Source organism: Ihubacter massiliensis (assembly GCF_024125305.1).
Taxonomy (GTDB): domain Bacteria; phylum Bacillota; class Clostridia; order Peptostreptococcales; family Anaerovoracaceae; genus Hominibacterium; species Hominibacterium faecale.
The window spans coordinates 1475507-1500724 of sequence record NZ_JAMXVH010000001.1; the positions used below are offsets into that span (position 1 = coordinate 1475507).

The 25218-nt window shown below is 44.7% G+C and carries 23 protein-coding genes and 1 pseudogene; 5 read left to right on the plus strand and 19 right to left on the minus strand.

Features of this window, described 5'->3' with window-relative positions; genetic code table 11:
* Positions 1 to 20: 20 nt before the first annotated feature.
* From NIA71_RS06780 to NIA71_RS06830, 11 genes and pseudogenes are all read right to left on the minus strand, one after another.
* Positions 21 to 206, minus strand: a complete 186-nt coding sequence (locus tag NIA71_RS06780) for a ferredoxin (RefSeq protein WP_148398067.1) — start codon at positions 204 to 206, stop codon at positions 21 to 23.
* Between the two features lie 51 nt (positions 207 to 257).
* Entirely contained in the window at positions 258 to 1517 is a 1260-nt protein-coding gene (locus NIA71_RS06785; protein WP_253020003.1) for an NAD(P)/FAD-dependent oxidoreductase, read from the minus strand.
* A 370-nt stretch (positions 1518 to 1887) separates the two neighbouring features.
* Positions 1888 to 2406: a cyclophilin-like fold protein gene (locus NIA71_RS06790; protein WP_253020004.1), complete on the minus strand. Its 519-nt coding sequence runs from the start codon at positions 2404 to 2406 to the stop codon at positions 1888 to 1890.
* Between the two features lie 10 nt (positions 2407 to 2416).
* A pseudogene (locus tag NIA71_RS06795) lies at positions 2417 to 2596 on the minus strand (DapH/DapD/GlmU-related protein); the annotation flags it as partial.
* Positions 2597 to 2673: 77 nt separating this feature from the next.
* A complete protein-coding gene (locus tag NIA71_RS06800) occupies positions 2674 to 3798 on the minus strand; it encodes an aldo/keto reductase (RefSeq protein ID WP_253020005.1) in 1125 nt (374 codons plus the stop codon).
* A complete protein-coding gene (locus tag NIA71_RS06805) occupies positions 3795 to 4601 on the minus strand; it encodes an alpha/beta hydrolase family protein (RefSeq protein ID WP_253020006.1) in 807 nt (268 codons plus the stop codon). Before NIA71_RS06805 ends, NIA71_RS06800 begins: the two co-directional genes overlap by 4 nt.
* A 5-nt stretch (positions 4602 to 4606) precedes the next feature.
* Positions 4607 to 5779: an iron-containing alcohol dehydrogenase gene (locus tag NIA71_RS06810; protein WP_253020007.1), complete on the minus strand. Its 1173-nt coding sequence runs from the start codon at positions 5777 to 5779 to the stop codon at positions 4607 to 4609.
* A 17-nt stretch (positions 5780 to 5796) separates the two neighbouring features.
* Positions 5797 to 6885, minus strand: coding sequence for an MBL fold metallo-hydrolase (locus NIA71_RS06815; protein ID WP_253020008.1), 1089 nt, complete (start codon positions 6883 to 6885; stop codon positions 5797 to 5799).
* 23 nt (positions 6886 to 6908) lie between these two features.
* Complete coding sequence (locus NIA71_RS06820; RefSeq protein ID WP_148398061.1) at positions 6909 to 8012, minus strand: aldo/keto reductase; 1104 nt, start codon at positions 8010 to 8012, stop codon at positions 6909 to 6911.
* A gap of 4 nt (positions 8013 to 8016) precedes the next feature.
* Positions 8017 to 8259, minus strand: coding sequence for a hypothetical protein (locus NIA71_RS06825; RefSeq protein WP_148398060.1), 243 nt, complete (start codon positions 8257 to 8259; stop codon positions 8017 to 8019).
* A gap of 169 nt (positions 8260 to 8428) precedes the next feature.
* Positions 8429 to 8959 carry a flavodoxin family protein gene (locus NIA71_RS06830; protein ID WP_332108579.1) on the minus strand — a complete coding sequence of 177 codons (531 nt, stop codon included), beginning with the start codon at positions 8957 to 8959 and terminating at the stop codon, positions 8429 to 8431.
* Between the two features lie 551 nt (positions 8960 to 9510).
* Between NIA71_RS06830 and NIA71_RS06835 the strand changes: the two genes are divergently transcribed.
* Complete coding sequence (locus NIA71_RS06835; RefSeq protein WP_148398059.1) at positions 9511 to 9975, plus strand: VOC family protein; 465 nt, start codon at positions 9511 to 9513, stop codon at positions 9973 to 9975.
* Between the two features lie 465 nt (positions 9976 to 10440).
* Positions 10441 to 13593: a hypothetical protein gene (locus NIA71_RS06840; RefSeq protein WP_253020009.1), complete on the plus strand. Its 3153-nt coding sequence runs from the start codon at positions 10441 to 10443 to the stop codon at positions 13591 to 13593.
* A gap of 178 nt (positions 13594 to 13771) precedes the next feature.
* Here the strand turns inward: NIA71_RS06840 and NIA71_RS06845 are convergent, their stop codons facing one another.
* The 4 genes from NIA71_RS06845 to NIA71_RS06860 form a co-directional block, all read right to left on the minus strand.
* A complete protein-coding gene (locus tag NIA71_RS06845) occupies positions 13772 to 14767 on the minus strand; it encodes a hypothetical protein (protein WP_253020010.1) in 996 nt (331 codons plus the stop codon).
* A 30-nt stretch (positions 14768 to 14797) separates the two neighbouring features.
* Positions 14798 to 15640, minus strand: a complete 843-nt coding sequence (locus NIA71_RS06850; RefSeq protein WP_253020011.1) for a helix-turn-helix transcriptional regulator — start codon at positions 15638 to 15640, stop codon at positions 14798 to 14800.
* Positions 15641 to 15767: 127 nt separating this feature from the next.
* Entirely contained in the window at positions 15768 to 16025 is a 258-nt protein-coding gene (locus tag NIA71_RS06855) for a hypothetical protein (protein ID WP_253020012.1), read from the minus strand.
* A gap of 34 nt (positions 16026 to 16059) precedes the next feature.
* Positions 16060 to 16884 carry a hypothetical protein gene (locus NIA71_RS06860; RefSeq protein ID WP_253020013.1) on the minus strand — a complete coding sequence of 275 codons (825 nt, stop codon included), beginning with the start codon at positions 16882 to 16884 and terminating at the stop codon, positions 16060 to 16062.
* A 463-nt stretch (positions 16885 to 17347) separates the two neighbouring features.
* Between NIA71_RS06860 and NIA71_RS06865 the strand changes: the two genes are divergently transcribed.
* From NIA71_RS06865 to NIA71_RS06875, 3 genes are all read left to right on the plus strand, one after another.
* Positions 17348 to 18670 carry an AAA family ATPase gene (locus NIA71_RS06865; protein WP_253020014.1) on the plus strand — a complete coding sequence of 441 codons (1323 nt, stop codon included), beginning with the start codon at positions 17348 to 17350 and terminating at the stop codon, positions 18668 to 18670.
* Between the two features lie 3 nt (positions 18671 to 18673).
* Complete coding sequence (locus tag NIA71_RS06870) at positions 18674 to 19054, plus strand: RloB family protein (protein ID WP_253020015.1); 381 nt, start codon at positions 18674 to 18676, stop codon at positions 19052 to 19054.
* Between the two features lie 391 nt (positions 19055 to 19445).
* On the plus strand, positions 19446 to 19745 hold the full coding sequence (locus NIA71_RS06875) for a helix-turn-helix domain-containing protein (RefSeq protein WP_253020016.1): 300 nt from the start codon (positions 19446 to 19448) through the stop codon (positions 19743 to 19745).
* A gap of 330 nt (positions 19746 to 20075) precedes the next feature.
* On the opposite strand, the gene NIA71_RS06880 is transcribed toward NIA71_RS06875, so the two are convergent.
* Genes NIA71_RS06880 through NIA71_RS06895 form a run of 4 tightly spaced genes read right to left on the minus strand, consistent with a single transcriptional unit; the run spans position 20076 to position 25182 of the window.
* Positions 20076 to 21350, minus strand: coding sequence for a sensor histidine kinase (locus NIA71_RS06880; RefSeq protein ID WP_253020017.1), 1275 nt, complete (start codon positions 21348 to 21350; stop codon positions 20076 to 20078).
* Entirely contained in the window at positions 21337 to 22014 is a 678-nt protein-coding gene (locus tag NIA71_RS06885) for a response regulator transcription factor (protein WP_253020018.1), read from the minus strand. The genes NIA71_RS06880 and NIA71_RS06885 overlap by 14 nt, the downstream gene beginning before the upstream one ends.
* 3 nt (positions 22015 to 22017) lie before the next feature.
* Positions 22018 to 22788 carry an ABC transporter ATP-binding protein gene (locus tag NIA71_RS06890; protein WP_253020019.1) on the minus strand — a complete coding sequence of 257 codons (771 nt, stop codon included), beginning with the start codon at positions 22786 to 22788 and terminating at the stop codon, positions 22018 to 22020.
* Positions 22789 to 22800: 12 nt separating this feature from the next.
* A complete protein-coding gene (locus NIA71_RS06895; RefSeq protein ID WP_148398031.1) occupies positions 22801 to 25182 on the minus strand; it encodes an ABC transporter permease in 2382 nt (793 codons plus the stop codon).
* Positions 25183 to 25218 lie beyond the last annotated feature (36 nt).

Genomic DNA, 25218 nt, shown 5'->3' on the forward strand with positions numbered 1-25218 from the left:
TTGTGACCTCCATCTGTCTCTTAGTTTTCTTCGATTACTTTGATTGCGTTTTCCGGGCAGATCGCCGCCGCTTCTTTTACATTGTCCAGTTTGTCAGGCTCCGCCACATAGGCCAGTACGTCGGAACGTACATCCAGCCCTTCACATACGATTGCGCATAATCTGCAGCCCAGGCATTTATCACCGTCTATTTTCACTGTATACATTAATTTTTACCTCCTAAATCTGAATGTGTTTTCTTTGCTTCCCTTACCGGCTTATTCATTTTTCGCCCACCATGCGCTGATCTTGTCTACGCAGTCTGCCATCGGCAGCGCGCCCCGCAGGTACAGATGGAGAGAAGAGTATGCATCGCCGATCGCCGCGATACATTTATTCTGCATTTCCGGCGTTGCGTTCATCAGCTTGAAGTACCACTGTCTGGCCTCATTGATCGCCTTTCTGTCGGCAATCGGATCGTTGTAAGTGGCGTCATATTTTGCCTTCAGATTCTTGTGCAGATATTCTTTGCTCAAGTCGCCGTCTTTCAGCGCCTGTGCGGCAACCTCGCCGGCAAATCTTCCGGAACGTACCGCGGTCGGCATTCCCGGCGTACCCCAGCCACTTCCCATCATCGGTCTCCAGGCCGCATCGCCTACCAGCAGGAAGGCATCGTCGGTGAGATCGTCGGTCGCTTCTTTTACGGAAAGGCTTGTTCCCGACATCATGGATACGACGGCCGCATCAGAGAAATCATATCTTCCCAGTTCTTCCAGATGCTTTACAAATCGGTCGTGAACCGTTCTCAGTGTGTAGCCCTTCTGGATTCTTTTGGGGTTGCACATAACGGCAACGCCGTAGCGGTTGTCTCCCTTTGGGGAGGTCCAGCAGAAATAGCCTGGCAGTTCGGGAATCAGGTACAGTTCGTAAAACTCGCCTTCCATTGGCTTTGTCTTTTTCACATTCACCATATCGTATCCCAGGGATACGGCGATTTCGGATTCAAATACTTCGTGGTTTGTCTGTTTTACGGCTCTTGCGTAAACTCCGTCGCCTGCAATGACGATTTTGCAGTCCACGCTGTATGTAATTCCGCCTTTTTTGAAGATAACGCCGCTGATCTGTCCAGCTTTGTCTCTCTCAATGCTGAGGAATTTGGCATCCATCAGAATGTGAGCGCCGGCATTTCCGGCTGCCACTGCCATGGCCTTTTCGAATTCCGGTCTGCGGATGCCGTAGCCGTCGGACCACTTCTGGTATCCGCCGTAGCTGCCGTCGGGCGAGATAAAGCAGTTGCCGTTGACGTGATATTCGTTCACTTTGTTTCTGTTGAATTTGAATCCGGCGAATTCTTCCAGTTCGTAGAGACCGTAGATAACGGCGGTGGAATCGTAAACCGGCAGTCCGACTTCCCGTTTCTTTTCCAAGATTAAAGTTCTGGCGCCGTTTTCTGCGGCGAACTTGCCTGCTGCCGCGCCTCCGGGGCCGCAGCCAATGACTACTACATCGTAAGATTTCGAATATTTTTCCATACTCATAATAAAAAGTCCTCCCTTTAATTTTTCAGTTCATTCATTTCCATCGTTCCTGTGCAGTGTCTGGTTAATGCTTGGAAAATCCGGCAAGCCATTTGCCGAATTATCGACCAGGCACTGTACTAGCTAGCTTCAGTTTTAACTTAACACACGTTTTACTGCGCAGGGAAGACAGAGGATATGATAGCAGCTATCAGAAAATTTTTAATACAAACGCAAAACTCTCCGCCTTCACTTATTCTCAAAAAAAATAAATGAAGGCGGAGAGTTTGACATTGAACACTTTTTCTCCGTGTTGCGTCCTATGATCGCCGATCAGCTGCGGACACAGATAATTGCGGCCTTGCTCTATACCGCATACGCTCTCCCCGCTTCAGCGAAAGGTCACTTGCACATCACCGACGCCAAGGGCCTTTTCCAATCCCGCGGCGTCTTCCACCCTGCCCAGCTTGGTATAACGGTAGGTCGTCTGGAAATCTTTATAAAAGAGCACCAGGCAGTCAGAGCCGTACAACATCAGGTCGCCGGCGTGAATGCTGTCGATGTCTTTCGTATCTGTAGGCAAGGCATTGGGCAGATCATAGAATTTTTCATTCCCGTTCAGTTCCTGCATATTCACAGTTATCGGCAGCTGCTCTGCAAGTGCCCGCGCCGCAGGGCTGTCAAAGAGAACTGATGCAAAAGTCTGGCCGCCGGCATAAATTTCAATTTCCATGTTCCCATTATCCCCTATTTGTATTTTGCCCTGATTTTTTTCCACTGCGGTTTGAGGATGGCTTTCTTCGGATGTTGACTGGTCAGATGATGCATCCTGCCCGTCGACGCACCCTGCCCAAATAAAAGCACACAAAAGCGCTGTCAGCAGCAGGAAACCTTTTTTTCCAATCTTCATATCTCCTCCATTATCCTTCCGCTGTGTCCAAATAGTTTATGATTTTTGCCGGAACACCGCCGACAACTGCCATCGCAGGTACATCCTTTGTTACGACTGCCCCTGCGGCAACAATCGCGCCGTCTCCGATCGTTACGTTCGAGAGAATCGTCGCCTTGGCGCCGATCCAGGCTTTCTTCCCTACTACGATGTAAAAACTTATTTAGTTCCACTGTCGTTTCCTCCCTTTCAACCTCGTATCTTCCATTGTCACTGCTGCTGTGTTATTCATAATACCGCTTCCTCTTTCAACATCCGGGAAAACTGCTCCAAAATCTCAGGTATATGGATTTTCTGCGGACAGCGGCTCAGACACGCGCCGCAGCTTTTGCAGCTTTCCGGGCCTTTTCCTTTTTGTTCAAGCTCCGCGATCCGCCAAGTTTCGCCGCTGACCCTCATTTCATTGAATCCCTTTATCAACAAGGGAATATCGATCCCTTCCGGACAGGTTGAAAGGCAGTAGCGGCACCCGGAGCAAGGAACCCCCAAATCGTCCATAAAGGCTGCCGCCGCTTTCTGCAGAGCCTCCTCTTCTTCTTTGCTTAAAGGATCGGGGTTCGAAAACAGTGCTATGTTTTCCTCCACCTGCCTTACATCGGACATTCCGCTCAGTACCGTCTGCACGCCTGGAAGTCCCATGAGAAAGCGAAAAGCCCATGAGGATATGGAGCGGTCCTGCGCCGCTTCTTTGAGGATGCTTCCTGCTTTTTCATTGAGAGAATTCAGCCGTCCCCCTTTTAAGGGCTCCATGACCCAAATGGGAATGCCGTAGTCTGCCAGAATCTGATACTGCTGTTTTGCTTCCAAGATGGTCCAATCCAGATAGTTAAGCTGAATCAGCGCCATGTCATAGCCGGAATACCAATCCAGAAAACGCTTCAGTGTTTTGGGCGCAGCGTGTGACGAAAAACCTACATAGCGAATCCGTCCCTCTTCTTTTTGTTTCAGCAGGTAGCCCAGATAATCCTTTTCTTTATCGGTGTAAGCGTTATAATAATTCTCGTCCAGCCCATGGAGCATGTAGAAGTCGAAGTACTCGGTTTGACAGCGTTTCAGCTGCTGTTCAAACATCTCGCTGATATCGACTTGCGCCGCTGCATAAAATTTTGTCGCAAGATAGTAGCTGTCTCTGGGATATTTGCGGAGTGCTTCTCCCAGGAAAACCTCCGAGTCGCCGTCGTGGTAAGTGTAGGCCGTATCGAAGAAATTGATGCCGCCTGCTATCGCCGCATCGATAATCTTCTGACCTTCCGCTCGATCAATGTGGTTAGGCTGATTCTTTTCTTCTGGCAGACGCAGGGAACCAAGTCCCAGCGCTGAAATCTTATCATTTTTAAATTGTTTGTAAATCATTTTTCCGAAACCTTCTTTCGAATATAGTCGATTGCTGCCTCATCCGCCTTCTTGCGGTCCTCGTCATCTCGGAACCCGTGGCCTGCGCCGTCCAGTTCAACAAGCCGGGCCGATTTGTATGCCTCGGCGGTTTTACGCGACAGCTCTACCGGCACCGCTTTGTCCTCGGTCCCCTGAACGATCAAAACGTCCTCCTCATATTCGGCGATCTTGCCGAAAAGGTCAAAATCTCTGCCTCCCATATTGATCATATAGGGATAGAATAAAACCATGCCCCTAATATCCTCCGATTTCCTGGGAGCCAGCAGGGCCGCCGCCTGTCCTCCCAAACTTTTTCCCAGCAAAAAGACATTGTCTTTATCCACAAAATCGTAGGTTCGAATCCCCTTTAAAACTGCTTCCATATCTGCTGATTCTGTAAATACGGTCATATCGTCCATGTCGCCGTCGCTGTTACTGTCTTCCGAACCTCCGCAGAAGTCAAAGGCAAAACTGGCGATCCCGGCCTTGGCAAAGGCTTTGCAATCCGTAGCCGAATTGCGGTAGGTGCTGCCGAACCCGTGGCCGATAATGACCGTGGGATAGGTCTTTTCATCGCCCGCAGGCAGATAAAGCTGTCCATAGATGTTCAGGTTATCCCGCTGGAAAGTCAGTTCGTAAATAGTATAATCGATTCTCGTTTTCACAGCCTTTGCATCCCCAAGACCCATGGTCTGCGCCCGCTGCTGACCGCCGCCACCGCAGCCGGAAAAGCAGGCCGCTATCAGCAGCAGGCACACGGCGATCCGGATTTTTCGCCTCATCTTCCTCACATACTTTCTTTGAGAATTTTCAAAATTTCCTCTTTAGACAGCACTTTATAGCCGCCTTCCATGATGAGGGTGCTCTCCGCTACAGCCTCCAGCATGTCTTCTGTCACTCCCAAGTCTTTGATATTCATAACGACGCCCATTTCCTTCATCCAGGCTTCCATGGCTCTCAAGCCTTCCTTCGCCGTCTCTTCATCGGTTTTGCCGGCCGGGTCCACGTTCCATACGTTTTTCGCAAAGCGTTTGAACTTGGCCAGGCCGTAAGGCATGATGCAGCGGTAGTACGGCAGGGAAACTGCGGAAAGGGTCATACCATGGGTGGCATCAGTGTGAGCGCCCACCGCCTGACCCAGCATGTGCACCATCCAGTCAGTGGATTTTCCCATGGCGACGAAGGTATTAAGCGCCCATGTAGCTGTCCACATAATATTGCTTCTGGCTTCATAGTTCTGCGGGTCCTTGATGGCAATACGTGAGCTGTGGATCAGGGATTTCATCAGTCCTTCCATGACATAATCGGATGTATTATCGTCTTCGCCGGAGAAATACTGTTCGCAGATATGGTTGAGAATGTCATAGAATCCGGCCGCCATCTGGTATTTGGGCAGGGAATAGGTGAAGGTTGGGTCTAAAATCGAGAATTTTGGAAAAACCCGCTCGTCGAAAACGTGGCCGATTTTCAGTTTACTCTCGTGGTTGGTGATCACTGCCCCTCCGTTCATTTCCGAGCCGGTTCCCACCATGGTCAGCACACAGCCCACGGGGATAATCTTGGTATCCGGGTCAACATCCTGGAATTTCAGATAGTATTTTTCCCAGGGTTCCTCTTCGCAGTGAGCGGAAATAGAAACAGCCTTGGCATAATCGCAGCAGGACCCGCCGCCCACAGCCAGAATCAGGTCAGCCTTTCCTTCCCTGGCTAATTTACAGCCTTCGTTTAGTTTTTCTACCGTCGGATTGGGCATGACGCCGCCGTCCTCAATGATTTCTTTTCCGTTTGCTTTTAAAAGTTCCACTACCTGGTCGTAAATCCCGTTTTTCTTGATGGAGCCGCCTCCATAGACAAGCTGTACATGCTCTCCGTACTTGGGCAGCTCTTCATTGAGCTTCTTCAGTGAATCTTTGCCAAAATGCAGTTTTGTCGGGTTTGCGTAAGTAAATGTTCCTAACATAATATAAATCCTCCTCATTATTGGATACCCTGCCACCAGCGCTGCTGATAGCCGGATGCGTTTTTTAGTTTCATGGTTTCACCGATCAAAGGCGTAGCTACAGTCAGACCGCTGGCTTCTCCGGCCTTTGTAAATCGCAGGGCCGGATCATCCCACGGATGGTCGGCCAGCTTGAAGGCGCCCCAGTGAATGGGCATGACTGTCCTCGCTCCCAGTGACGCCGCCGCCTGGACCGCTTCTTCCGGGAACATGTGTACGTCCGGCCATCTGCTATCGTACTGGGCGCAGTCGAGCAGGGCAAAGTCAAAGTCTCCGTATCGCTCATGAATCTGCTGAAAATGGTTTCCATATCCGGTGTCCCCGCTTTCAAAGATTTGAAGGGATCCGCTTTTGAACACCCAGGAAGCCCATAGAGTGGCGTCCTGGTCATTCAGACTTCTCCTGGAATAGTGCCTTGCGGGCGTGCAGCCGATGGTAAGGCCGTCCAGTTCGATTTCTTCCCACCAGGCCATATTGGTGATTTTATCTGCGGCAATGTCCCATCGCTGCAAATGATTCTCAACACCCAGGGGAACAACGTAGTTTTCCACCTTATTGTCGATCTCCTTTAATGTGTGGTAGTCCAAATGATCATAGTGGTCGTGGGACAAAACAACCAGATCCAACTTTGGCAGTTCTTTCGCTGAAAGGGGAAGCTGACTGAACCGTTTGCCTCCTGCAAAGGATACGGGGGAAGCCCGCTGAGCGAATACTGGGTCGATCAGGATATTTTTGCCGCCGATCTGAAGCAGTAAGGAAGAATGTCCAAACCAGGTAACCTGTGCCTCCCCATTTTCCAGTTCCGGCTGCTTTGTGGGAATCGTGTCTTCCGGCTTCACTCCTTTGTGGGAGAGAATTTTGTCGTCTTCTTCCATATGGTCCGTCATCATTTCAAAGGGTTCGCTGTTGCTGAATTTGCCTCCGGAATAATGATCCGCTCGTCTTTCATAATCCTCCATGTCCGCTTTTGACGCTTGGCCGCCGAACGCCGGCCAGGTTTTGAGAAAGATCAGCGCTGCTGCGAGAATGAGCAGGAGGACGCAGACGAGGATCAACATTACCCTCATTACTTTGTGTCTCTTCAAAAAAGTCATTCTTTGTTCTCCGATATAAAATATGCTGCGATTTCCGCCATTCGCTGTTCCTGCTTCACGTGAAAAGGACAACGTATCTGGCAGTGTCCGCACCGGATGCAGGCATCCGCCTTTATGGGCAGTTTTCGGTAATGGCCTGCTGCCATTTTATCTCCGGCCAGCGCCAGGTCGTAATACTTGTTGATGAGCCCCACGTTGAGACCCTCAGGGCACGGCTGGCAGTGATTGCAGTAAACGCAGATTCCGTCCGCGTCCTGCGGTGTAAACCCGCCAATGATGGAATAGTCCTTTTCTTCCGGCGCTGCGGTCACGTAGTGTAAAGCTGTCTGCAGGTCCTGCATATTGCGAACTCCGGGCAACACCGTCAGAACCGCCGGACGGTCGAGAACGTACTGAAAACATTGTTCATGGGTCAGCGCCTTTTGAAAAATGGATGTTTTAGCGTCCAGCAGCTGGCCTCCCGCAAAGGGTTTCATGACGGAAATGCCCACGCCCATGCGCTCACATTGCCGATACAGAGCCGCGCGCTCCGCCGCTTCTCCGATGGCGTACTCGCCCTCTTGGTAGTCATAGGCCGGATTGATGCTGAACATCATCATGTCTATAAGCCCGGTGTCAAGGATTCGGCGGGCGATATCGGGATTGTGCGAGGAAAAGCCCAGATGGCGGATCTTCCCTTCCTCTTTCAATGCTTTCATATATTCCCATAAACCTGCTTTCATCACTTGGTCCAAGTCATCCCGGTCGTCAATGCAATGGATAAATCCCATGTCCGTATAGTCCGTGTGCAGCAGTTTCAGCTGCCATTCAAATTGGCTTTTGATTTCATCGAGGTCTCGCGTCCAGCCATACTCTCCGCTTTTGTAAATGGCGCCAAAGTGCATCTGCGTGATGACCCTTTCTCTGCGTCCTTCGAATGCTTTTGCATAAGCAAAGAAAGGCGCTTTTACCGATGGCGCCATGTCAAAGTAATTGATACCCTGTTCAATGGCCGCTGCAATCACCTCGGTCAGTTCCTCTTCCGTACCCGTAAGAGAGCCGCTGCCAAGGCCGATGACGCTGACCATTTCGCCGCCATGGGGCAATGTGCGATATTTCATAGTCTCACCTTCTTTTTTCTAAGTTTGTTTTTTCTTTTTTAATCATGTATAGCAAATAGTCGAGGCAGTCTATTTTACACTGCGCATCGTGGAGGGAATCCAGCAATGTGCGTCTATGGGCTGTCAATAGCTTTAAGCTGTCTGCAGTTTTGCCGTTTTTCAGCCCGTTTATAAATTGCTTCGCTGTTTGCTGGCTGCATCCTGCATCTATTAAATTGTCATAAATCGCATTTTCTGTAAGTTCCATTTTGGTCATTCCCTTTCGATAATAAGATTGCATTATACAAAATTTGGCCGGCTACGTTTTTTTCGCAGCAATGCGCTGATTTCTCTTTTTGGTTGATTCATAATCCCATTCATTGTTTTTGCGCCGCCATGGCAGGCCCGGCAGAATTTACGCTGTCGTAGCCAAAAGATTACCGGTCAATTCCCTTACCGAACTCATAAACTTGCTGCAGCTTTTCTGCTGATTTGTTCTGGCTGCCGTAAGCTGTAATCACACCCATGTCTTTCAAGCCCATGTAATTGATCAGCGCCTGCCGGTACTGCTGCTTTGCCGGCCCATAAACTCCGTCGGAGCCGGAGCTGAGAAGCATGGCCGCCTTCTTCAGCTTCTTCGGGATCCCCACCGCATAGGTCCTGTGAATGCAGCATTGCAGCTGGCCGGACAGGGTAAAATAATAGATGGGGGAAGCCAGCACCAGCATTTCCGCATCCGCAAGTTCCCGGTACACATCCTGCATCGCATCCTTCTGGATGCAGGTTCCATCTCCTTTTGTGTGGCAGTATTCGCACCCCATGCAGCCGACAATTTTCTGCTGGCCCACCGAAAGCACCTCAACTTGATGTCCCGCCTCTTTTGCTCCTTTGGAAAAGGCCTCCGCTATTGCAGCAGTGTTGCCGTTCGCACGGGGACTTCCATTTAATACAAGGATTTTCATGTTCATTCACCTCTCTATTTATTCAAATCGTTTATCGATCGAAGGGGGGCAGCCCCTTTTGTAGTTTTATTATTGCATAGAAATGTTTTTATAACAAATACTTATGATTTATATATACTTATGCCTTGAAGGCATTCATGGGCTATCACGTATTTGTTTCCAAAGATTCGGCCGCAGCTTTATACGAAAAAATAATTATGTTATACTCATACTGCAGCTAGTCAGCTGATCTGGTTTGTTTGAAAAAGAAATTATCAGTAAACGAGATGTTTTTAAGGAATTAAGACACTCTGACGCCACTTCTATGGTGGTATGCCAACTGGTTGACGTGTACCCATAAAAGTGGCGTAAAACCCGCGTTATCTTGATACTTTTTCGAACCCGGATTGAAAAAAGGCTGATGAAGGTTTACGGGCTCGACTCTAATCGAGATTGTCCGGGGCCGCAAACGATCGGGATAAGAGCCTTTTGGCAGTAATTCTGACACTAAGTGTTTTAAGGGGCTGCTCTCAGACCGTTCTGCTGGCAGCTCACATCTTATGAGGGAGGAAATTTAAATGAAATATGAAGGCGTTTGTATCGCGGTGAAAGATGTGAATCTTTCGAAAAAGTTTTATCAGGAGCTATTTGGACTTGAGGTTTTTCAGGATTATGGCATCAATGTTTCCTTTGGCGCCTTGTCCTTACAGCAGGAATTTGACTGGCTGGTCGATGTCCCAAAGAAAAGCGTAATGGAAAAATCCCATAATATGGAGTTGTATTTTGAGGAAGAGGATTTTGATGGTTTTATAGGGAAATTAGAAAAGCGCAGCGACATTCATTACCTGGGAAATGGTGTGAAAGAGGCCGCATGGGGACAACGTTCTGTGCGTTTTTACGACTTGGACGGCCACATTATCGAGGTCGGCGAAAACATGAAAATGGTTGTGAGGCGGTTCCTCGATTCAGGGATGTCCATGGAGGAAACTTCAAAACGTATGGATGTTTCCATATCGGACCTGGAGACACTTTTACGAAGCTGAAATACTTTTTTTGCTGATTCCTATTCGAAATGCCCTGATTTGGACGCAATGTCCATAGAAAATCAGAGCATTTTGCTGTTTTTGAAGCAAGCGATGCCGAAGCGAATTATTTGTTTGCTGCATATGGGCACATATGCCTAATTTGTATGCGGTTAGTTACACGCAACAACCGAGTTAAACCGGTCTACCGCAACCTGGCGCACCATTTTATATGGACTTTGACTTGCAGAAGGCCGATTTCGAATGGAAATGGCGAAAATTTTGTTTTGGGGAGTTGTAAGGGGCTATCGCAGTTACATATTTGTCCGCATCGATCATCCCGCTGGCGATCGTGCTTTCTTTTTTAACAAAGTTAGCTGAAATAGTTAATATTAAAGAAAACTTATAAATGGAATTTGGACAAATCGCAGAAAAATGTTAAACTGTTTCTATCAAGGAATTACCTAAATAAATGGAGGATTAGACGTGTCAATCATTGAAATACTTAAAGAAATAAATTGTGAGAACAGCCGGAACTTTTATCAGTTGATATTCTATTATTCTTTTTTCAGCAACGTTCGATTAGATGGCCGCGCGGAGGCGGATCAGGTAGTTTCGCTTTTTAAAGAACAAATACAAAGGATTGCCGCATCATGTAAAGACAGGGCTGCGGAATATTTTGATCAAGAGGAAATCGAAATTATTGTAGATGCAGGAAACGTTTACCCTTCCAGGGTTATACGAAATAGCGTGATTTTACAAGAGTCTAGTTTTATAACAGAGATTGAGGATCAATATGTGCTCGATGCAGGTACAGCAAAAGAATTGAGAATAAAAGAGGTTAACGAGACTATCTCCCTCTTGAAAGGAAAAATTGGTACACTGAAAACAAATTCGGATTCAGAAACGGACAATTTTTCAGATGAAGGAGAGAACTACAAGGAACAATCTTCAAGGGAAGAGCAACGTTTAATTGATGATGCATTTGCAGATACTGCCTTCGGATTATTCCGTACATATTGTAAAAATAATGGCTATAAAACATTGGAAGATTTACATGATTTTAATTTTGATCGGTTAATCAATGCCGACGGATTTGGGAAAACACGCATAGAAAAAATAAAGGATAAGTACGAAAATCTACTAATAGAAGGAGGAATGATTGAGGAATCCGATACACTACAGCTGCCGGAAAATTTGTTAGTAACAGACTACTTTGAACAAAACAGTTTTGCAAAATTTCTTGATGTATGTGAAGCGGAAAATCTTAAAAACTTTCGCGACCTTCAGACCTTTGATTTTTTCTCTCTATCGGAAGTCAAGGGCTTTGGCGACAAAAAAATATTTAACGTAATAAATAAATATGAAAACGTTCTCCTGAAATATCATTTGGAGACAGCACAGTCAATGAGCGTCTATAGACCATTTTCAAAGCTGCATGACTCCAATAAGAAACTGCCAATCGACACACTTAAGTATTTGGATGTGCGTCGGTCTGCCATAAACAGCCTGATAGCGGCGGGCTGTGATACGCTGGAGAGTCTGTCCCGACTGTCGGCACGACAATGCGCCGAAATCATAGGAGTCAAAAATTACAGATTGCTTTTGAACAATGTCGAGCCATTGGAAACAGGAATTTCCTCCATTGGAGAAGCGCTGTTGGACCATATAGCGCAAAGCGAAGGATATGGTGCGCTTTTAAAACGAGTGTATGGAGATACTTTTGATATGGTTGCCAAGGAGTATCAGGTGACGAAACAGAGAGTGCAGCAGATAGAGTCGGGATTTTTGTCCAGCCTTTCCGATATTTTATATGCTGTCGCTCTGGAGCAGAAAGAACCGGGGACGGCAAGTTATATTCATTTGGAAAAAATTCTGGATGTTTATGACAATGATGATTATGATATGATTTTTCAGTATACTTTGTGTAAAGATAAACGGATTGCATATATCGAGGAAGCGGAACTTTTTGTGCTGAAAGAACATGAAGAAGACAACATTGAAGAACGTATTATGGAAATACTCAGCGAATTTGTTGGGGAAGGAATTAATATTATCGAAGAATCGGAACGCCTGACAGAGTACCTGGAAGAAAACGGGTTATCCTACCTTTCCGCAGAAGATGCCGTTGCTTTTCTGGCAGCAAGAGGTTTTTATCGCACAGGAGAGCACCTTACTAAGAAAAAATCCTATGGGTATTTATGTGCAAAACTGGTACATAAATATTTCCCAAAAGGGATAGCTGTTTATCAGCCCGAACAACTGGCATTATTGAAAAGTTATGCCAGGAAAGAGTATGACCTGGAAAATGTGCCGGACAGTGATCGGGCGTTTGGGGTACAGGTAATGCGGAACTTGGTCTTATGGGACAGGGGCGTCTATATTTCCATAGAAGATGTAAATTATACCCCTTCTTTAATGGAGGATATTGTACAGTATCTTTATGAGCAGGAACAAAACACGTTTTTGTTTGGTGAAATTTTTGAACAATTTAAAGCAAGGCTTCTGCTTTCAACAAATATTGCAAATCCTTACGCTCTGCATGGGGTGCTGGCCTATTGTTATCCAAATGAATTTGATTATGAGAGAGATCGTCTTTCAAAGGATATCCATAGGAAAGAATCAATTTCAAAAAGGATTGAAAATTTGATTCTTTCCTATGGTGTCCCAGTCAACCGGAATATACTGAAAGGCCAGATTTCAGGGGTGACGGATGCTATGATATTAAATGCGGTGATGACTAATCCTCATTTGACACAATGGGAACATAATGTTTTTTATTGTGTTAAGAATATATATTTTGATGAGTCTGTTAAAAAAGAAATCTTTGAAACGATCCTTTTTTATCATAAGGAATATGGTGGTTACTGTAATGAAAGCCTTTTATATCAGGCTTTGAAAGATAAATATGCAGTACAGTTCAAAGAAAATCATATTAACAACGCACAGAATCTATTTTATGCTGTGAGTTATTTGTTTGCTGATGACTTTCAATTCCGCCGGCCCCATATTGCGAAGAAAAACAAATTCAAAGAACTACATACCTTTACTATTATTCGGGATTTTGTATGTCACCAGGGGATTATTTCTCGAAGTGAGGTTCTGGAACTGTGCAAAAAATTCGATTGGCCGGATCCTACACAGTACATTGTGCTAAAAGAGATGGAAGAAAGCTTTTTACGCATTTCTGAGGATTTGTATTGTGATAAAACGCATTTCCCTCAACATGCAGATGAAAAGCGATATATATTAAATATTCTTGAAAAAAAGTTGACGGATAGTTGGTATTTAATTACGTCAAAATGTTCGCAGGAAATAGCGGCTGAATGTAATGACGAGACGATCAATCCGTTTCTCATTGAAAGCTTAGTTCTGTATTATGGTATGGAATGCAAAATAGTCAAACCGCTGACTAAAGACCGGAGATATATCAAGAGTGTATTAGTTGAAAAGCATAGAAATATTGAAAACTATTCACATTTTGTGAAAACGCTTCTGGAAGAAGCAGGGATAAATGAAATCAGGGAAAGTGAGCTGATTCAGTTCCTCCGCAATCACGGTATGCCTATGAAACTGCTTCCCAAAGAGTTATACAGCAGCAATTATTTTCGTTATGAGGATGGCTGCTTTTGTATATGATGAATAAAAGTGACGTAATCCGCCGCGCATCGTATACAGTTCTGCCCATTAAATCCTGGACTCAATATAGAAGTACGGACATCTAAATTGCCGCATCAACGGTTAAGTTTTCCATTGATGCGGAAACATTTTCCGCCTCTCTATATTTATTGATATCAGAAAATTCTTCCTATGTAACTTATCTAGATTTCTTAACATTTTCAAATTCAGCATCATCATAAATTTGAACATAGTCAAAATGTTTTAATACCGTCTGAATGGAATCCTTGTGATCCACTTCTTGTTTGTCTGTATTTATATGAATATATTGTTTGCTATCTGTTTTTTCTATTTTACATTCTGCAATTATATAGTCATCCTGTGTTTCATATATAATGACTTGTGTCTCTCCGATTAATTTGAATTCTGTTTTACGCTGCGCCTCGCCTCTCCCCAAGTAGAAATACGCTATTGATGTAAAGCTAATTATTATTACAAGGAAGCACGAGCATAGGGCTGCTGCAATCGGTACAAAAGGTTTATCCTCTTCATTATCCTTTTCTTGCCTTTCGCTTGTTTCTTCCCTTTTACTCAAATTATCCCTATTTATTTTTTTACTTGTAATTTTTTTAATAAGCCCGTCGATTGGCAACCAAGGGAAAATACGTACAGGCTGCGAACATTGGCGTTCTTTATATCTGTTCCACTGCACGGACAGTCCTTTGTATAATCCCAAAACTAAAAATGGTGTAGCCGCTAGCATCAATGCTAATAGATAATATCCTTTAGCTCTTAGAGGACTTGATTTAAACTCATTTAAGATTTCTATCGGCTCGAAATTGATTCCACTGCATAGTACAAGGAAGATTACTGCAATAATACCACAATAGAAAACAATTCCTGCTATCAGTTTAACAGGGCGAATAATATCAGAAATAACGATATAATAGATAATGATATTGGTCACTAACGCAAAAGCGATCCACCCTATAGAGGATATTATACTGTAAAAAGAAACATCAAGATCGATATAACTATTATCTATGCCCCAATGTTTCAAATTTCCCAGAGAATAAAAATATGCGCATAAATCCCGTAATACATACAAAAACGCCCCAAACAAACTTATTATGATACCCATTATTCCTGCATATGGATTTATTTTTTTTATCAAATTCTTAATCTCTTCAACCATTTCTTACCTCTTCTCCTTCCGTATCTAAAACTACTCCAGCTGCTGCCGCAGCATATCACTGTATTCTGCTACTGCCCTCTTGGGTTCTATAATTTTAATCTTTCCTTCAAACTGGAAAACCCATCCGTAAAAAGTGGGACTTAATGTCACTGATACTTTTGCGGCAAACGTCGTCTCCGTCCGTTCTTCGGTATCCACCTCCATTCCAAATCGATCTATGATGTATTTCATCAAAGCGTTTTCACATTCCAACGTTACAACAGTTTCTTCTCCATCGTACATTTGGAAAATTTTCTTCGCATAATCAGCGACGTCGAATCCATCCGGCTTTGGTTCTTGCTTTTCATCAAGGACCAAAGTGTTATGCAGACGATCTACACGAAAGGCCGTGATCTTTTCTCTTTTATCTGAATACCCGACGACGTAATAAAAGTCTTCATTCCAGTACAAAGTATAGGGGCTGATCTTGTAAATTTCTCCATCGTTTCTCAGAATTTTTTCTTTTCTGCTATTATACTCAAGATATTGAAACTGTATTTTTGCTCCGCTATTGATGGCATCCGTTATCGTATCCACGATGTAATAGATGCGCTTATTGTCCGTTTTCGCTCGGCCAGTAGCAGCAATATGCCGTTCCAGCTCCTGTCTCTGGTTCTCACTTGCCAGGGAAGTAAGCTTTTTAATCAGTACCCGGCTTCTTTTTTCCGTAATAAACCTGGACGATGCAACTGCGTCGATGAGCAGTTTAAGCTCGGGAATTTCAAACAATCTTTCACCCCAGAAGAATTGGTTGGGCGAGCTTTTAATCGTAACGATGTCGCATCCCATATTGCAGAAAAAATTTATGTCTTCCCGAAACGTTTTTCTATCCATATGAATGCCCTTTTCTTCAAGATATTGCCGTATTTCAACCGAACTGATCGGATGGTTTTCATCCGATTTTTTATACAACAACTCCAGAATTAAAAACAATCACTTTCTTGCATGGTTGTTTGCCATATCAATCCTCCGGCCTGTCATTACAAATTTGTGCCTCTTTCAAAACTTTAGAGTACCTTCGATTTTTCCGGTTTATGGAAATCGCTGTTGCTATTTTTGTTCGCCCTTTATAGGTCCCCAACTCCAGCTTATGCAGATAGTCTTGCGTCAACAAATCCTCGTTTTTCAAACATTCCTCTGCCCACGGCCGCTTCTGCTGGCATTCTTCGATTAAACTGAGGAAATCAGATAGAGTCTCAGATTTTAATGGTCTACTCATACTCTTTCTCCTTTTAAGCAGGTTCCAATTCTCTTTACATATCTTCCAATAACAATTCTAATTCTGCTTCCAGAGACGTTCGTTCTCCTTCACCCTTTTCCTTGCTGTGAGTAATTTCAAGTGCGTCCAGTCTGTCAAGGGCAATCGCTTTTATTCTTAAAAGATGCCTTAAATTCAAATCATCGTAGTAAATGGCCTGATGATAGCCCAGCATACCATGTTTTTTCAGAGCTTCTGTACACCCCTTTGCCACAGCATAGCAAAACTCTTTGTAGGGTTTGGTAAACTCAATTATTTTCCCGTCGTCAGCGCTGCGTTTGATTTTTATATGTACATCAAATGTTTTTTCTAAGGATTGTTCCTTTTCAATTGTCCATTGATCTGTCTCAGGTTCGGAGTACCACTCAAACTGCATGCGATAAGGTTCCTCAATATAATAATATGGAAAACCATGAATTTTTCTGAATTCCTCCAAATCGCTAACCTTCTCCTGCGGCCCGTCCACGCCCTTGCTGGCCAAATAGAATGCATCAGCATTTAGCCCATCGAAGCTTTTCTTGTCAATATTATCCGGATCCAGATAGTATAAGGCTTCCAGCAAAGCGTTAAAGGAATCACCCATCATTGAAGAAATCACAAAATACCAGGTCTCCCCATCGACTGTAAGATACACATCCTCCCATCCACCTCCATAAGGGATCACGGTTAGCTGGGTTTTGATTTGCTCACGTCTTTTTCTCACTGCCTTTTTCTTCTGCTGATTCTCAATTTTCCGTTTTAACAGCAAAATTATAACGATTAGGGATAGCACAATTGCAAGTATGGATAGAACGAAAGAAATGCCGTCTAAAAGTTTCATTTGTTTCTCCTCTGAAAATCATCATGCTCTTGTTACAAAAAAGGGGACTGGCTTAAATATAATTATACGGGATTTGTTTTGAATCACAATACTATTTTTGCCTGCAAAATAAAGCCGGGGAAATAAATCCCCAGCTTATCAAGAAATATAGGTTGTATGACAGTTTTACAGGTCTCAGCCATTCATACCGTCTTTGTAAAAATTGAATTTATTAGATTTGTAGAACGAAGCTTATGCTCAAATTCTTCCCGGGTGCAGGAAATGCTTCCCATCAACTTAATCTCACGAAGAACGATTTTATTCAATGAAATCCGGATCGTATCGTCGATGGAATTCCCATTAAAGCGGCATCTCTCATTTTGCAATTATTTTTCAAAATACGAACAGAAATTTGACTATTATCCAAAATAACGCTATAATATAGTTATTATTTTGCATTTTTTTGCAAAAAGGAGGTTTTCTTATGTTGTTAAAGTTTACTGTTGTAAACTACAAATCTTTTAAAAATACAGTGACATTTTCCCTCACCCCTGCTCCCAAGCAAAAGGGGTTGGACTACAGTGTGTTTCAAACGAAAATTAATAAAAAAATTTATAAAGGCTTGAGCACTGCTATCATTTATGGACCGAATGCTGCCGGAAAAACAAATTTGATTGGAGCCATGGATGCTTTTAAATCCATTGTGCTTCGGGGTAATCTTCGCAACAGCGTCGAGAAAAGCACTCCTAACACCGCTGCAAATTCACTGGAACTGATTCCCAACAATATAGATGTTTCACCTTCGCCTGTATCTTTTTCTATTGAATTTATTGTAGATGCCCTTTTGGTTAAGTATGCATTTTCTGCCGATTTAGGTACGTTTCTTGACGTTGGGTATTCGCGAAAGCTCTTATCCGAATCACTGCACATCAATGAGACGTTAATTTTTGATCGCCGCAAAACCATTGATTTTGGCAATCTCGATGTCATATCTGACTATCTGGTAAATGAATTCTCGCAGAATGCCAGCAGTGCGATTACACTTGCGAAAAACAATTTGAATCCAGAAGAATTGTTTTTAATGAATGGTTTCAAAACTATGTTTAGTTCAAAATTAACTGGCATCATAAGTGATTGGCTGGACAACAAGTTCATGGTTATTTATCGAGCTGATTCCCTGCAGCTCATCCGTAAATTTAGCGACCCGAAAAACACATCAATTTACGTTGAAAAAACCTTAAATGAAGCAGCACAATATTTTGGAATCAATTCCAATGCGCTGGGATATGTTGCCACAGGAGACAACAATGAATCAAAACTCTGTTCTTTATTTAAAGACGCCACCCGTAGTGTCGCCGTTCCTGCTGAATTATTTGAATCTTATGGAACTCTAAGGTTTGTGAATATGTTTCCACTCGTTATAAATGCGTTGCTTAACGGCGGCACACTTATCGTTGACGAATTTGATGCTTCGCTTCATCCTATGGCGCTGATGAATATTATCAACATTTTCCACAATGATGAAATCAACGTCCGCCATGCGCAATTAGTCTTTAACACGCACAATCCGATTTTCCTCAATTCCAACCTTTACCGTCGCGACGAAATAAATTTTGTCGAACGTGATGAGGATACACATTGCAGCAGCCATTACACGCTTGCTGATTTTGGTACATCTGGCACAAACGGGGTTCGAAAAAATGAAGATTATATGAAAAACTATTTTATCAATCGCTATGGAGCAATCAACGATATTGATTTTACTCCAATATTCGAAAAAATCCTGCTTTCCGGAAGCGAGGTATAGATTATGCGTAAAGAAAACCACACTTTCTATTTTTCTGTTGAAGGTGAGACAGAAAAGTGGTATCTGGAGTGGCTCCAAAAAATTATTAACTTAGATCCTGCAACAGCCTTTAAAGTTAAATTTGACAGTAAAATACAAAAAAATCCACTTGCACGCGCAAAACAGATTACCATTATCGAGAAAATAGAAATCACTCACATCTTCGATTATGAAAGTTCAGACCCTGTTCATCAAAAAGCATTTCAAACAACACTAGATCGTATGAAACAGTCTGAGAAGCTTGGAAAAGCGATAAAATACAACTTGGGTTACAGCAATTTCACCTTTGAATTGTGGATGGTTTTACACATGATGGATTGCAATGGCCCATTAACCAATCCTTAGCCGATTGACTCTTGAGCACGTCCGGCAGGCAATTATCCGTTCCAAATCTATCATGCAAAGAAACGAAAATGATCCTGCATATACTCTGCAGCAATATAAGAATTATACATATTTCAAAGAAAATCCCTCCCTTTCTATTTGGGAAACGATTGAAAAAATTTTGAAAGAATGCCATCTTCTATAATATTCGCAGAGAATTTTCTCGCGGGGCAGTCCTATTAGCGCATCTATTTCATTGTTTTCCCGTGATTATTACATTATACTTGTACAATACTGCCGGAGTTATTAAAGTACATTATAAAAACAGTCAAAAAGAAAAGCAATCTTTAAATTTGTACGAAAAAGGAGCGGCCGGTATGATACAGCAGCCGCTCCCCAGGCACTGCAAATTTTGGAAAATCTTCCCCTTTACGGCAACGTCCGCGAGCTTTCCAATATCATTGAGCGGACGGTCATTCTCTGCGAAAAACCAGTCATTGACGAAACGCTCTTACGGGAGACCATCGATTCGTCGCCCTTAACCGTAGCACCTATCTCTGCGGCTTCCAGCGGCAAGCTGAAGGATCTGCAGAAAGAGGTGATTTTATCCACACTGGAGCAATGCAGCGGAAACAAAGCCGCAGATGCAAAAGTCCTTGGCATCGGACCTTCTACCTTGTGGCGGAAGATGAAAAAGTATGAGCTGACGTAATACGGTTTTTGCCTGCAAAACAAAGCTGAGGAAATAAATGCTCTGCTGAAGCAAATCGCTTATCATACAGCAGCCCTGTTTGTGGGAGTGGGCCGTACAGCGCATGCTTTTTTCGGATTTCAGCCGTATAGGGTTTTTGGAAAAAGTCTAAAAAAAATTCAAAATTTTACGCAATTTTCAACGATTGTACCCTCTCGAAATCAGCCCAAGGCAGCAAATCCTACTTTTTCCCACTATCGGGTCCCACAAACCCACAACTTTGCGTAAAAAACCACAATTTAAAATAAAATTTTCCCGATTATAAGTCCACACCAATACATATCTTCCCCTCTATCCAAAAACCAGCACAAAGGCCATCCCGCCCTCCTCTTTTTGCGCAAAGATTTCCCCGCCCATTTTACGCATGATCTCCCGGCAAATGTAAAGCCCCAGCCCGGTTCCCGGAATCCCTTCGCTGTTGCCGGCCCGAAAAAAGCTTTCGAAGATATGGTTAAAGTCATTATCGCTGACAACAGACCCGCTGTTAAAGACGCGGATCAGCTGACAGTAATCCTCTTCAAAAAAGGTAATCTCGATGCGCCTTCCATCGCCATATTTAAAAGCATTTTCAAACAAGTTTTCCAACACTTCCGCCGCCCGCTGCAGATCGCCCTTCAGCAGCCGATCTTCATAAGCCCCTACTTCCAGTTCCACAAGCCGGATGCGGCATTTCTCACCATAGGTAGCCAGCACCTGTTTCATCAGCTGATCTAAATAAAATTCTCCTTCTTCGATCCGGATGTCGAGAATATCCTCCCGGGACGTTTTCATAATCTCTTCCACATAGCGCTCGATCTCCTCCGCCTTAACCCCGATCTGATGAGCGGCGCGGGTCCGTTGAGCTTCGCTGTCATACATCTTGTTTTCCAGCGCATTACCGTACAGCTTGATGGTTCCCAGCGGCGTTTTGATATCGTGGGACAGGGAAAGGAGCAGCTTTTTCTTTTCTTTCTCCAACTCCATCTGCCTCTTTTTGCTGGCATCCAGCGTATCTTTCAACTGACCGATCCCCCACAGAAAGCGGCCGAAAAATTTATTGTTTTCTTCTTTCACAATCCCCTTGAAATGGCCGCAGGCCAGTTCCTGAGGCAGACTGCTCAGCTGCTGAAAAGGCCGGATCAATCGGTATTTCAGGTATAGCAGCACAGCCAGCAGGAACAGCTCCATCAGTGCCAGGCAGATTTGGACCAGCACCAGCAGCATACCGGTATCAAACTCGGGCTCCTGATAATCAAACCGCAGATATCCTTTTAAACGATCGTTTTCAAAGAGCGGTTTGATCTCCGACTCCAGTTGATTGTCCTCTTCATAAAACAGCGCCCCCTGTGCTTCCTCCATTGCATCTTCCACAGAAAGCCAGGTTACCCGTTTCACATGGTCATACCAATGCAAATTAAGCTTATCCAGAGGGGCTCCCCCGGATAAGCTGGTGTAAATGCGATTAATTTCCACTTTCCATGCCTGATCCTTCTCACCTGCCGTATGCTTGACTCCATATCCTGCGGCGGCAGCCAGCAGAATATAGACCAGGACAGAAACGGCGATCAAACCATTATATTTCTTCATAGCGATACCCGACTCCCCAGACCGTGCGGATCCTCTTTGGTTCACGGGGATTATCTTCTATTTTACTGCGAAGCCTTTTCACATGAACGGTCAGGGTTTGGCTTTCGCTGAAACTGTCGCTGCCCCAGATGCGATCAAAGAGGAATTCTTTGCGCAAAGTTTTCCCTGGATTTCGGACAAAGAGGAGCAGCAGCTCATATTCTTTCACGTTCAGCTCTACTGGTTTGCCTTTCAGACTCACACATCTGGATTCCAAGTCAATGGCAAGATCCCCTGATACCAGGGGGCCTTTCTGCTGGCTGCCGTAGGCTCTCTGCATCAGTGCCCTGACTTTCGCTGAAAGGATTTCCCCATCCACTGGCTTTTCCACATAATCATCCGCTCCCAATTCATAGCCGCTGAGCTTATCTTCACGGCCCGAACGGGCGCTCATGATGAGAATGGGCAGATTATGCTGCTTTCGCACTGCCCGGCATACGGCAAAACCATCCATCTCCGGAAGCATGATATCCAGCAGCATCAGCCGGACAGAGTGGTTTTCCATATACGAAACCGCCCCTTTTCCCGTTGTCACCCAGCAGACTGTGTATCCGTCCCTTTGCAGAAACGCCATAATCAGCTCCGCCAGCTCTTCATTATCTTCTACCAGTAAAATATCGTTCATCCATTACCATCCTAATTTTATCAGCCAGTCATTGAGCGCTCTTTCCCGCGCCCGGATATCCTGGGTATTCTTCCATTTTCCCAAGGCGAACTCGTCACGAATATTGCCGTCCTCAATATACAAAACCCGTTCACATTTTGCCGCCACCTTCATATCATGGGTAACCAGCAGGATGCTGGTTCCGCCTTCGTTGATGCGGCACAGCTCATCCATAACCTCAATGGAGTTCTGTTTATTGAGGGCTCCGGTAGGCTCGTCGGCAAAAATGATTTTGGGCTGGTTGATCAGGCTGCGGCAGATACAGGCTCGTTGCAGCTGGCCGCCGGACACTTCGGTGATATCGTTTTCCCCAATGGCGCTGATCCCCAGCTTTTGCATCAGAACCTTTGCCCGCTCATTGGCGGCTTTTCTCCCGGCTTTGCTCTTTCCTTCCCTGGACTGATACGCCGGTAATAATATATTATCATACACGGAAAGATTTTTCAGCATATACATCTGCTGAAAGACAAAGCCCATCTCTTCCAGCCGCAGATCGCTGATCTGTCTTGCATTGAGACTCGTCAGCTCACTTCCGAAAAAATCCACTTTCCCGGCCGTCGCCTCATCCATGCCGCTGACCGTGTAGAGCAGTGTGGTTTTGCCCGATCCGGAAGGTCCCATGATTGCTGCCATTTCTCCCTCTTCAATGGTCAGATTTACGTTGCGCAGAACGTTATTCTGGCGTTTATTCACAATATAAGTTTTACAAAGATTGGTTACGTTTAATACTCCCATTTCATTTCTCTCCTATTCCAGATTATTCAACTCACGGATATTGATTTTCTTTACGTTTATAGATGCCAGCATAGTGGCGATGATAATTCCCAAAAGCAGAACAGCCGGACAAATGCCGTATACCTGGAGGGGTACAACCTGTATTTCAACATTGGCTCCCATAGCGGAAAAGATCGGCTTCAGCACGAACTGATTGCTGAGCAGCGAAAGCGGCACGGCGGCGAGCATGGAAAGCAGCGCAACCAGAACCATCCGCAAAGTCTGCCACATACGAATGTCTTTGTTTTGGAATCCCATGCTTTTCATCATAGCGATTTCCCCTTTTTCCCTCACGACGAACAGACGCTCCATGAGGAAGGTGATGAGCATGATTACCGAAAGAAGCACCGCTGTCATGGGCACAATCATATCTTCCAGAGATTGTTGTATACCTCCTGTGTTTCGGTCTACCACATCCTGCGCGGTTGCCCATTCATAATCGGGCAGCTCTTTTTCCAGTTTCTCTGCCAACTGCTTCTGGGTAAGATTCGTGTCCATCTTAACCATTATATTCCAGTAATCGAATAGACTCGCCTTACTGCAATCTACTTTTGGATTGAGACGGGCGCTCTTTCCTAGCTGCATATAATCAGAATAGGTTCCGGTAATAATCATGCGCTTTTCTTTGCCGCCGATCTGCGTTTCCACCGAATCGCCGATCTTCCAGCCATTCTCTTCTAAAATCTGCTGGGAAAAAGCGATTTCATTTTCAAGTACCGGCGCATCCCCCTCCTGGTAACGAAGAAAGTTTTGGTCAGATCCCAGAATCTGAGTGGTCATAACATTGGTATTATCATCCCTGCGCGGCTCCTTGTATTGGAAGAAATAGATGGCGACTCCGGTAAGCTCTGCTTCATACCCCTTTGCTTTCAGCTCATCCGTAACCCGATCCATATCCTTCTCAAGTTCAACGCTGGTTTTATAGGTTCCCTTGCCGCTTCCTTCTATTTCTCTTGCGCAAACAGCCGTATCCGGGTTTACACAGAACTGCCGGGCCATTTCATCGCTCTGCATCGTATTGATGGTGTTGAGCGGTATGGTGATCAAAATAAAGCTGATGCAAAAGGTAATCATCAAAACCAGATAACGCTTCACATGGCTGAAGATGTCGTTTACGCCCAAAAATGCGGTTACCGGCATTCGTTTCCGGCGGTAGAGTCTGAAGCCGGCTCTTTTCCCGTACCGCTCCCCGGTCTGTCCGCCGTGTATGGCGGTTATGGCCGAAACTTTGTTCAGTTTGTGCATACATCCATAGGAGAATCCCATGACCAGAAGGATAATCAGCAGGGCGCACAGACTATTGACCCAAAATTTGGAATCACTGTTTTCCAGGATCAGGTTTTTGCTGACGCTGGAAAGCATAACCCGGCTCACCGGAATGCTGACAGCCAGACCGCACAATGCTCCCGCTGTTACCAGGATCAGATATTTGGCCAGATAAACCTTTTTAATGGCAAAGCTTTTGATGCCGACAGCTTTCATGATCCCGATTTCCCGATAATCCTCTTCAATGGTAAATACAAGGGTAAACCGAAGGACCAGAAGGGCAATCAGGATCAAGCAGATTCCAATGAGAATCAAAAGGGCAACGGTGAGCATGTCAAAGGAATAAGCCATTTTGTACGTGTTTTTATCGATGGTACTGCTCAGGGTTGTAAAACCATGATTATTCAGTTCCTGATTAAACCGCTCCTCATCATCCGTATCCACATAGTGCATGCCCAGCAAATCAGCCTTATCGTTCGCGGCAAAGCGCGCATATTCGGCAGAGCTTACGACTAATCTGCACATTCCTGCCATATCACTGCCAAAGGCCGCATCTTTGATGGCCAGCTTTATGGTGAAGGTCTTTTCCATATCGCCCACTTTGATGGTAACCTGGTCTCCTGTCTGCAGGTCATTGCGGTCCATAGTGACTTGTGTCAGGGCAATGTCTCCCTCGCCCAGATCAAAGTCTTTGCCGTCTTTATCAAAGACTTTGCAGTACGGCTCCGTTTTGGCGCTGAGATAGATGCTGGCTCCATTGGCATCAAAAGCTTTTTTCTTGTTGTTTTGTGAAAGGTCGACTCCTTTTTCCGGTAAGACCAGAATATGATCATACCCATAAGTTTTCACACCAGGAGCATCCTTCTTCAGCCAACGCTCAATGTCCGCCTTTTCCTCCGTCCCTGAAGTAATGATATTAATCTGGGGGATCTTGGCGTAGTCCAGATAAAAATTCTGCGCAGATGACGCTACCAGAATGTTGCCCACACTGCTGGACAGAAAAATGGTTGCGATGGTTATAAAGAGAAAGAGAATCAGATTGATGCTTTTTCTCCGTTTCATGTCTTTTTTCAGTATTCGCCCTATCATAAGTTTTCGTCCTTTCCTGTTTTGTATGATCAGTAT

Coding starts and splice junctions, on each gene's coding strand:
- NIA71_RS06810 (WP_253020007.1), bottom strand. CDS start 5,779: ATGTTAGGAACATTTACTTACGCAAACCCGACAAAACTGCATTTTGGC.
- NIA71_RS06830 (WP_332108579.1), bottom strand. CDS start 8,959: ATGAACATGAAAATCCTTGTATTAAATGGAAGTCCCCGTGCGAACGGC.
- NIA71_RS06885 (WP_253020018.1), bottom strand. CDS start 22,014: ATGAACGATATTTTACTGGTAGAAGATAATGAAGAGCTGGCGGAGCTG.
- NIA71_RS06855 (WP_253020012.1), bottom strand. CDS start 16,025: ATGAGTAGACCATTAAAATCTGAGACTCTATCTGATTTCCTCAGTTTA.
- NIA71_RS06805 (WP_253020006.1), bottom strand. CDS start 4,601: ATGAGGCGAAAAATCCGGATCGCCGTGTGCCTGCTGCTGATAGCGGCC.
- NIA71_RS06785 (WP_253020003.1), bottom strand. CDS start 1,517: ATGAGTATGGAAAAATATTCGAAATCTTACGATGTAGTAGTCATTGGC.
- NIA71_RS06870 (WP_253020015.1), top strand. CDS start 18,674: ATGCGTAAAGAAAACCACACTTTCTATTTTTCTGTTGAAGGTGAGACA.
- NIA71_RS06815 (WP_253020008.1), bottom strand. CDS start 6,885: ATGAGGGTAATGTTGATCCTCGTCTGCGTCCTCCTGCTCATTCTCGCA.
- NIA71_RS06895 (WP_148398031.1), bottom strand. CDS start 25,182: ATGATAGGGCGAATACTGAAAAAAGACATGAAACGGAGAAAAAGCATC.
- NIA71_RS06865 (WP_253020014.1), top strand. CDS start 17,348: ATGTTGTTAAAGTTTACTGTTGTAAACTACAAATCTTTTAAAAATACA.
- NIA71_RS06790 (WP_253020004.1), bottom strand. CDS start 2,406: ATGAAGATTGGAAAAAAAGGTTTCCTGCTGCTGACAGCGCTTTTGTGT.
- NIA71_RS06890 (WP_253020019.1), bottom strand. CDS start 22,788: ATGGGAGTATTAAACGTAACCAATCTTTGTAAAACTTATATTGTGAAT.
- NIA71_RS06850 (WP_253020011.1), bottom strand. CDS start 15,640: ATGGATAGAAAAACGTTTCGGGAAGACATAAATTTTTTCTGCAATATG.
- NIA71_RS06825 (WP_148398060.1), bottom strand. CDS start 8,259: ATGGAACTTACAGAAAATGCGATTTATGACAATTTAATAGATGCAGGA.
- NIA71_RS06860 (WP_253020013.1), bottom strand. CDS start 16,884: ATGAAACTTTTAGACGGCATTTCTTTCGTTCTATCCATACTTGCAATT.
- NIA71_RS06780 (WP_148398067.1), bottom strand. CDS start 206: ATGTATACAGTGAAAATAGACGGTGATAAATGCCTGGGCTGCAGATTA.
- NIA71_RS06800 (WP_253020005.1), bottom strand. CDS start 3,798: ATGATTTACAAACAATTTAAAAATGATAAGATTTCAGCGCTGGGACTT.
- NIA71_RS06880 (WP_253020017.1), bottom strand. CDS start 21,350: ATGAAGAAATATAATGGTTTGATCGCCGTTTCTGTCCTGGTCTATATT.
- NIA71_RS06820 (WP_148398061.1), bottom strand. CDS start 8,012: ATGAAATATCGCACATTGCCCCATGGCGGCGAAATGGTCAGCGTCATC.
- NIA71_RS06835 (WP_148398059.1), top strand. CDS start 9,511: ATGAAATATGAAGGCGTTTGTATCGCGGTGAAAGATGTGAATCTTTCG.
- NIA71_RS06845 (WP_253020010.1), bottom strand. CDS start 14,767: ATGGTTGAAGAGATTAAGAATTTGATAAAAAAAATAAATCCATATGCA.